Source organism: Williamwhitmania taraxaci (assembly GCF_900096565.1).
GTDB lineage: Bacteria > Bacteroidota > Bacteroidia > Bacteroidales > Williamwhitmaniaceae > Williamwhitmania > Williamwhitmania taraxaci.
Window position 1 is genome coordinate 18,518 of the sequence record NZ_FMYP01000058.1, and the last position, 8,667, is coordinate 27,184.

The 8,667-nt window shown below is 41.6% G+C and carries 7 protein-coding genes and 1 tRNA gene; 5 read left to right on the forward strand and 3 right to left on the reverse strand.

What is annotated here, in order from left to right; genetic code table 11:
* Positions 1–1,088 precede the first annotated feature (1,088 nt).
* A complete protein-coding gene (locus BLS65_RS13450; RefSeq protein ID WP_092439867.1) occupies positions 1,089–3,335 on the reverse strand; it encodes a SpoIIE family protein phosphatase in 2,247 nt (748 codons plus the stop codon).
* Positions 3,336–3,481: 146 nt separating this feature from the next.
* Positions 3,482–3,554: transfer RNA gene (locus BLS65_RS13455), tRNA-Trp, on the reverse strand.
* 292 nt (positions 3,555–3,846) lie between these two features.
* On the opposite strand from BLS65_RS13455, the gene bcp reads away from it, so the two are divergent.
* From bcp to BLS65_RS13480, 5 genes are all read left to right on the forward strand, one after another.
* Positions 3,847–4,311: a thioredoxin-dependent thiol peroxidase gene (gene bcp / locus BLS65_RS13460; RefSeq protein ID WP_092439869.1), complete on the forward strand. Its 465-nt coding sequence runs from the start codon at positions 3,847–3,849 to the stop codon at positions 4,309–4,311.
* A 156-nt stretch (positions 4,312–4,467) separates the two neighbouring features.
* On the forward strand, positions 4,468–5,448 hold the full coding sequence (gene recA, locus BLS65_RS13465; protein WP_244500698.1) for a recombinase RecA: 981 nt from the start codon (positions 4,468–4,470) through the stop codon (positions 5,446–5,448).
* Between the two features lie 233 nt (positions 5,449–5,681).
* Positions 5,682–6,590, forward strand: a complete 909-nt coding sequence (locus BLS65_RS13470; protein ID WP_092439874.1) for an alpha/beta fold hydrolase — start codon at positions 5,682–5,684, stop codon at positions 6,588–6,590.
* Between the two features lie 232 nt (positions 6,591–6,822).
* On the forward strand, positions 6,823–7,485 hold the full coding sequence (locus tag BLS65_RS13475; RefSeq protein ID WP_092439876.1) for a hypothetical protein: 663 nt from the start codon (positions 6,823–6,825) through the stop codon (positions 7,483–7,485).
* A 386-nt stretch (positions 7,486–7,871) separates the two neighbouring features.
* A complete protein-coding gene (locus BLS65_RS13480; protein WP_212590555.1) occupies positions 7,872–8,354 on the forward strand; it encodes a TspO/MBR family protein in 483 nt (160 codons plus the stop codon).
* Between the two features lie 150 nt (positions 8,355–8,504).
* On the opposite strand, the gene BLS65_RS19055 is transcribed toward BLS65_RS13480, so the two are convergent.
* Positions 8,505–8,667, reverse strand: a 163-nt coding sequence (locus tag BLS65_RS19055; protein WP_139180969.1) for a transposase, incomplete at its 5' end; no start/stop codon positions are given.

Here is an 8,667-nt window from a genome sequence, read left to right on the forward strand (position 1 = left end):
CGCTCCGAAAAGTATTGTGCAAAAAAAAAAGGGCGTTTCACAACGCCCCCATTTTGTCTGAACCTAAAACCTAACCTATGAAATACCTAATCTATATCGTGAAGTGCCGCTGCGGCATTTTCTCTTATTCTACCCTACAAAGATAGGCTATGAATCAGCTAACTCGTTTTAACTACTGTTAACCTTAGCTATAAATGTAGTATTGCTTCAAAAACCAGAGAAGGTTACTAAATGCCGCAAAAAAAGGGGTTCGCTCCCCAGCGCCCCCCTTCTACCTTAACCTAAAACCTAAACCTAACTAAAACTATACTATACTATTGAAAAATTTGATGGATAAATAGGGGGTGCTTCGCAGCAGCCCCATAATAACTAACCTAAAACTAACCTATGATGAATGTAAAGCATGAATCTCATTCTCGTGAATTAATTACATTTATATAAACACCAAAAAGAGAGTTTTGGATACATTCATTTGACGAATAATCTGAATATATCGACTAACACAACAATAGATTAATTGAACAACCAGCAAATAACTATTGATAGGATTAGGAAGCCACGAATTCTAATTTGTCCGTTGGCCTGTAGCGGGAACAGCGATATAAAAACGATAGAACAACCTGTTAACCAGCAAACAAAACAAGCACAGTATAGAACAGCTATTCTTCAAAAACCGCATGAAGGCTATTAAAACAGTTCGATTCAATACAATGGTTAATTACCTTAGATGATTAAATGCGAACTCCCACCGCTAAACCAGAAAGGATCAGTTAGAAGAAGGAAGGAGGAAGTTATCCATCCGAATAAGATTCATCTGGTGGTTGTAGGGGAGATCGTAACCGCTGAAGTTGCTGCGAGACTAGTAGAATACGCAGCACATATGCAAATAACTATTGAACGATGAGAATTCGTTGAACCAATAGAGCTACTTTTAAGTAGATTACGACTAAATAAGGATTGTGTGTATCGATATTCTCATCACTTATGCTGTAGCCTCACTTTCCAAATAGACTTCGAACACAAGTGAAGACAACTCTAGGTAGCCAGAAGATGCTACCTTTTGCAGACCTCTCGCAAGAAAAACCAAGTTAGATTTGGATCCCAACAACTAAAACGTCGTCGATCTGGATTTTATCACCTTTCCATCGCATGAATGAATCGCTCAGTAAGTCGCCCTGAAGGATAATTGGTCTGTCGTGGAAGGAGAGTAGCATCTGTTTAAAGCGACCAGGGCAGAGTTTCTTCTCCTCACTACCACCGAATTGATCAGGAAATCCATCCGAAAAGAAATAGAATATGTCGCCAGGCAGCAGATCAATGGTATTGTTGGTAAACGGACGCATAATTTGGTAGTTGCCGATGGGCATTCTATCGGGCAAGAAATCCTTTAATCGTGGAATACCTCCCTCGTCATTTCGAATGAGGTAGAATGGCATATTGGCCGAAGCATATTGCATAGAGTTCAACTCCTCGTCAATAATGGCTACGACCAAATCCATTCCGTCGGAAGGATCGGTTTCATCGTGGGACGGCTGGAGCGAAGAGATCAAGTAATCGCGTAACTCATCCAAAACCTGGCTGGCAGTTCGGACCTCTTCACGCTTTACCACCTCATTGAGCAGGGCAATGCCCAGCATGCTCATGAAGCCTCCGGGAACACCATGACCGGTACAATCACCCACCGCGAGCACCTTGTACTTTCCAATCTTAGCAACCCAGTAGAAATCACCCCCAACAATACTTTTAGGCTTGTAAACAATGAACGAATCTGGGAAAATCTGAGTAAACACCTCCTGATTGGGTAGGGCCGCAGCTTGAATTCGCTTAGCATACTCTATGGAATCTGTTATCTCTTTTTTCTGAGTTGAGAGCACATCACGCTGCGTCCATAACTCATCGCGATGAGTTGTCGTAACCTCATTTTTCTGCTGTAACTCCCATGCTAAATCAGCCAAAGCATTACGCTGATCTTCAATTTCATCACGTTGTGCAGCAATCTCCTCCTTCTGTTTTTCTATTTCAGAATACTGAGACTCAAGAATTTTCGCAGCCTTAATTTTACGACGATAGTACAATACCATGAATGTCGTAAGAAGGAATATCAGCAAGGATAGGGCCACAAAAAAATTACGAACCATTACAAGTTGGTTATTATGCTCCTTATCAATAATTTTATTTTTCTCCTGTTCAACTCGTTTCTCAATCTGCTTAACTTCTTGGTTCCAAATCAATTCAGACTCCACCATTTGGCGGGAATTCTCATTACTAAAAATACTATCATGCAGGTTTCTAGCAACTTTTAGGTAGGTCATGGCACCAGCTAAATCGCCCTTTTTTTCATAGGATTCCGAAAGAAGAGTCGCAGCGAGTTCTGCGGTTCGAAGGGCTCCAATTTGTCGGCTCTTAAAGTAAGATTTCGTTCCCCATTCGATGGATTTTGTGTAATCGCCCATTCGCTGATAGAGCACTCCCATACTATGATAAATGGAGCACAATCCGCGCTGATCATTTATCTCCAGCTTCAACCGAAGCGATTCACCTAAACTTTTACGCGATTTGGAGAATGCTCCCATTTGAGAATAAAGAAGCCCAATATTGTTGTAAACGCGGGAAACGCCAACAATATCATTCACTTCCGTAAACCTAGTAAGAGCTTGAGTATATTCTGACAAGGCATATTCCACATCGTTTATGCTCATGTAATAATTCCCAAGAGCATTGTTCAGAAGCGCTAAGGTTCGTTTATCATCCAATATCAGGCCATACCTATAGGCTGTATGAAAATAATTGAGCGATTGGGCGGTATCCCCTTTTTGCATCTCAACCAAGCCTAAACTGTGCAGGGTAGTCATCATTAATGAGGTGTCCTTGACCGAGGTGGCCAATCGGAAACCCCTCAACAAAAATTCTAACGCCTTTGGATAGGTCGATTTGGTATAAAAAACCACACCTAAATCATTCAAAACCGTGATCATGCTACTGGTATCTCGAAGCTCTTCGGCAATTTGAAGCGATTTGTAATGGAAATCGAGTGCCTTGGAAAAATCGCCCGAACTCGAAGCAGAAATACCCGACATTTGCAAACTTCTTAACTCCAAACGCTTATTGCCTAACTTCGATAAAAGATGGAATGCAGAATCAGCGAGGTTGAGGCTCTTTTGGTGTTCTCCCTTCCTCAATATGGAGTCAGCATTTCGCAACAGTTTTAAAATACCTACTGAATCATTACGCAATGGAGATTGAGGACCTGAGTTGATCGGCTCACCTCCCGCAATGTGAGTCAATGCGGCAAAGAGAATGATTACAAGTAAATATCTACTAAATTGATTCCTCATAGAGTATTTGATTGCGGCTATTCAAAGTACTAATCTACAACAAAGATTTCCTAATTCAAGCAATGTTGATAAAAGTCACTTATTTTTATTATCCAGAGCGATAGCATAAATAGAAAAAAGGCCACCAAATATTTGGCAGCCTCTTGCACGGGAGGAGCGACTCGAACGCCCGACACTTGGTTTTGGAGACCAATGCTCTACCAACTGAGCTACACCCGTATTTTTTGGTAGTGCAAATGTAGTAAAATAGTATAGCCGTGCAAGAGCAAATACCGTCAGATACCTTTATTTTAGGCCTACTCAGAACAAGAAGCCTGATAATCAGCCATGACAATGCCTTAGGAAAAACATCGAATATGTTGTCACGACTCCTTCGCTCATTCAACCTTCGCTCTAAAACATTGTTTAGGTTAAACATTGCAACCCTTGAACCTATCAATTTATCGAAGGTTTATTTTGCAAAATGCTAAAAATGAAATAATTTTAGGTTGTCCAATAAAAGAGATATGCTATGAGTATTCTTGCACCGGGCGATATAGCCCCAAGTTTCACAGGAAAAGATCAGAACGGAAATCCCATTTCCCTCTCCGATTTCAAGGGAAAAAAACTAATTCTATACTTCTACCCAAAAGATAACACCCCCGGATGCACTGCAGAGGCTTGTAGCCTTCGCGATGGCTACGAGCAGCTCACCCAGCTGGGCTTCGATGTGGTGGGTGTAAGCGCCGATAGCGAGAAAAGCCACCAAGGCTTCATTGGGAAGTTCAACCTTCCATTTCGGTTGATTTCCGACACTAACCGCGAGATTCTCACCGCCTATGGCGCTTGGGGTGAAAAAAAACTTTATGGAAAAACCTACGAAGGGATTATTAGAACTACCTTTGTAATCGGAGGAGATGGCAAGGTCGAAAAGGTATTCAGTAAGGTGAAAACCGACGACCATGTAAGCCAAATACTAAAGGAGTTTGAGCACTAAAAGGTTAGATTCCTAAAAGAGAAAGACACTCCCCCGATCGGACAAAGGATAAAAACTTGCAAATATATGGAACCAGAAAAAATGGAAAAACCCGAAAAGGTTGAGAAAGCCGAGAAGGTAGATAAGAAGAAGGAAAATAACACCAACCCCGAAAAGATGAAGGCGTTGCAGGCAACCCTCGATAAAATTGAGAAGGAGTTCGGAAAAGGCACCATCATGAGGATGGGCGACAAGGCCATTTCGGAAGTTCCCACCATTTCGTCGGGATCCATTGCCTTGGATATTGCCCTTGGGATTGGCGGTTACCCGCGCGGCCGAATTGTAGAGATCTACGGGCCGGAATCGTCGGGTAAGACCACCCTCGCCATTCACGCCATTGCCGAAGCGCAAAAAGCAGGCGGTATCGCTGCCATCATCGATGCAGAGCATGCCTTCGACCGCAGCTATGCCGAGAAGTTGGGCGTTAACCTGGACAACCTCTTTATTTCTCAACCCGACAACGGTGAGCAAGCGCTCGAAATTACCGACCACCTCATTCGCTCCGGCGCCATCGATATTATTGTCATTGACTCCGTGGCCGCGCTTACCCCCAAAGCCGAAATTGAAGGCGAGATGGGTGAATCAAAAATGGGTCTTCAGGCCAGGCTTATGTCGCAAGCGCTGCGTAAGCTCACCGGAAACATTAGCAAGACGAATACCTGCTGTATTTTCATCAACCAGCTGCGAGAAAAAATCGGGATAATGTTTGGTAACCCCGAAACTACTACTGGCGGTAACGCACTAAAGTTCTACGCCTCTGTTCGCGTGGACATACGCCGTGCTGCCCAGCTGAAGGAAGGCGAAGAGAGCACCGGAAACCACGTAAGGGTAAAAATTATTAAGAACAAAATGGCTCCCCCATTCCGTAAGGCCGAATTTGATATTATGTATGGCGAGGGAATTTCCAAGGTAGGTGAGGTAATCGACCTTGGTGTGGAGCTCAACATTATTAAGAAAGCAGGATCATGGTTTAGCTACGGCGAAACCCGCCTTGGACAAGGCCGTGATGGGGTAAAAAACCTACTGCTCGACAATCCCGAACTAAGCAACGAGCTGGAGGCAAAGATTAGAGCTGCCCTTAAGGAAGCTGCGTTGTAACCTTCGAGTTCAATCGATAGAAAAAGGGGTTCTTCTTGCGAGGAACCCCTTTCTTATTAAGCCTACTAGTAGTAATCCAACATTTCCGTTTTAATGTGTGAATTATACAACTTATTGCTGAAACGATGTAACACTTTCCGCAATTACAGCCCCCATCTTTACACGCCCAATAAATAGCGATATAATCCATCACACATAAGAACGCAAAGCATTTAACTAAACCATCCCACGCCATGGATTACTCAGAAACCAGAATCACAGCATACATTAATAAGTTAGCCGTTAGTTATATCGACGAGGGACCAATCCATGCTCCAGCAATCGTCTTTATTCATGGATTTCCGCTGAATAAATCGATGTGGAACAAACAGGTAGCCGAACTAACGGAGAACTACCGTGTTGTTGCCTACGATATTCGTGGGCATGGAAATTCCGATGCCGGCGACGACGACTTCTCCATAGAGCTTTTTGTAGCCGATCTGCTCAGCCTGATGGATGCCCTAAAGATTGACAAAGCCATACTCTGTGGTTTTTCCATGGGCGGATACATTGCATTAAATGCAATTGAAAACCATCCCGAACGTTTTAACGCACTGCTTTTATGCGATACAAATTGCACAGAGGATACCCCCGAAGCAAAAGAAAAACGGATGAAAGCCATTGAGAGTATCAAAGAAAAAGGGTTGGAACAATATGCCGAAGAAAGTCTGAAAAAACTTTTTGCACCTACATCGTTTTCAAAACAGATAGATGAAGTGGCTATGGTGAAGGAAATGATCATGAAAACACCCCTACAATCACTCTTCAAAACCTTAGTTGCTTTAGCAGAGCGTAAAGAAACCTGCAGCAGGCTGCATGAAATAAAGGTGCCCGTGCTTATTATGGTGGGACGAGAAGATATAATTACCCCTCCACAGGTAGCCCTCAAGATGCACGAAAAAATAAAAGGTACCAACTTCCACATTATTGATCACGCCGGGCACTTAAGCAATATGGAAAATCCAACTGAATTCAACAATCAGCTTAACCGATTTCTGTTATCATTACGCACTCCATATAACGGTAAAGAAAAACCAACATCAACTAATCATGACTTGCAGGCCCGCTTCCTAAGTATAGAGCAAGGCACCGCAGCCAAGTAAGCAAGCCTTACCTCCCACCTATGAGATTTACACCAATCTGCACTTATTCCCAAAAGCTTCCGTTTAGAAGTTTTTTATTACACTCACCATTAAAGGCACATACAACTGACGTATTTGGAGGGTTCACGGCTTTTAATTATCTTTAATATCGATTGACGTGACCGCGGTTTTAAACGCCCAAACGCAACCACCTAGCAAACGTCAAATTTCATCAATTAAAACTACAAGACATATGAAAATAAAAGTGAAAATAATCGAGTTGAAAACTGTCAACGAATTGGATTTTTATTGGCAAAATAAGGATTATATAAACCTTCTTAAGGAATTCGGTTTCCCTGATATTGAACAAATCAAAGAAAATGAAATCTTGGAATATTTGTTTATGGCTATTTCAGATTTTGAACCGGCAAACGCCGCAGAAATCTTACTGAAATACAAAATGAGTGACAAATTAAATGAAGGACAAATCCAAAACTTGTCTAATGACATGTTAACAAGTAGAGTGGCTGAACAATACTCGGAACCTGCTTTTCATTTTGACCTCTTTAATATAAATCAATTTTTACGTAAAGCATATAATGGGAAATTTCCAAATACAGAAGCAACAATTATAACTGCAAGTTTTCAAAGAGAAGATTTAGATTCTGAAATAACTAAAGAGATAATGATTAAATCATTATCGTATGGATTAAAGAAAAGCAATTTAATATTAAGACTTTTTGCTGATCAAATAGACGGCACTGTGCCTTTTGATGATGCTGAAAAAGTCATCTGGGATTACAGAAAATCAGGAGAAAATACTATAGAAATCTCTACCTCAAGAAATTGGATTGACAAGGAGGATTTCGAACAGATGGAATTTGAGGCAGATGTAAAATTAGTTAATGAAGAATAAGACGAAAAGTTAAAGGAATAGCCCCTAAATGAACTTGTTACGAATACCGTTCCGGTTGATACTTTTACTCCAAAGATGCCTCATTTTACTCCTATGTCGCCTCCTTTACTCTAAATACTCCTTGCCCCATCGGGAAATTGACTCATTGGCAGATCGTCGCATTGGCTAGGAGGTTGAATGGTTTTTGAAACTGCTGCTCCATTTTCTCCATACCGCAATAAAACAAACAGTGAAATAAGACCAGTGAACTTATCACATAAAAATATGTTAACAAATGGAATTATAATCAGCGCCCTTTACGCATAGGTTAACAAGCCAAGCCAATTAAGCAACATCAGTTAGCATGAGATGATTCCGAATAGGCTTCCTAATAAAAGAAAAAGAACATGAAACTAAATAACGGGAAACAAATGATTTATAGACTTATCATATTCTTGTTGATTAATTTTGCGGCCCTTGGTCTAGGAGGCTTTTTTACGGGCACAGGAGTTTCTTCCAATTGGTATGAAAGCCTAGCTAAGGCACCGTGGACCCCACCCGGATGGGTCTTCGGGTTCGCATGGACATCAATCATGATTTGCTTTAGTGTTTACATGGCATATTTATGGCCAGTTGTTGAAAACAAAAAGACCCTTGTAGCCTTATTCGTTCTTCAATGGATATTGAATGTGAGCTGGAACCCCGTTTTCTTTTATTTCCACAACACGTTAGGGGGGCTCATACTAATCATTGGCCTAACCATACTCGTTTTTCTCTTTCTATTCAAGTATTGGCCAGCGTTAAAGCTCATATCACTCCTAATACTTCCCTATGCCATCTGGTTAATTATTGCCACATCATTGAATGCTTACATCCTACTAAAGAATTGATGTAAACACACAATAAACATATAAGCAAAGGCTTACACTTTCGGTTTATCTCGGACGTGTAAGCCTTTTTCATTTGCGTTTGGTCTCAAGTCTCAAGCCCGCCAGGGAGAACCGCTCACCGTTCTGAACTTGTTCCCAAAACGCCTCCGTTTAAAGAACTTTTACTATATTCCCGAAGTTTTTAAGGGCTAGGCTGCGCCAGCTAGATATTTGTGTGGGGCTAAGCTCGTATTTCTTGGCCAAGCTCTCCAGCGTTTCACGCTCCTTTAGCGATTCCAAAACCACTTTCGCTTTAAATTCCTTGCTGAATTTT